This is a genomic window from Paraburkholderia sp. SIMBA_054, assembly GCF_046534875.1.
Classification (GTDB): Bacteria; Pseudomonadota; Gammaproteobacteria; order Burkholderiales; family Burkholderiaceae; genus Paraburkholderia; species Paraburkholderia hospita.
In genome coordinates this window covers 1-235 of record NZ_JAWRXV010001756.1, presented here as the reverse complement: position 1 = coordinate 235, position 235 = coordinate 1, and the positions used below count along the sequence as shown (strand labels likewise).

General features: G+C 57.0%; 1 pseudogene. It reads left to right on the top strand.

Annotated features, from left to right (window positions below):
- Positions 1-12: 12 nt before the first annotated feature.
- Positions 13-235: pseudogene (locus SB822_RS61115) on the top strand (hypothetical protein); the annotation flags it as partial.

Sequence of the window (235 nt, the reverse complement as noted above, 5' to 3'; positions counted from 1 at the left end):
ATGTCATATCGTATGCTGTTTGTTTTCCTCGGCTGCGCGGCGCTTGCACTTTTCCCCTTTGGGGCCGAAGCGCTGGGGCAGACGGCTGCATCCAGCCTTGTCGCCCGGATCATGATCTATGCCATAGCCGCGGCCAGTCTCAATCTGATCCTCGGCTATGGCGGGATGGTTTCCTTCGGTCATGCCGCTTTCTTCGGGATCGCCTCCTATGTCGTGGGTATCCTTTATTTCCACC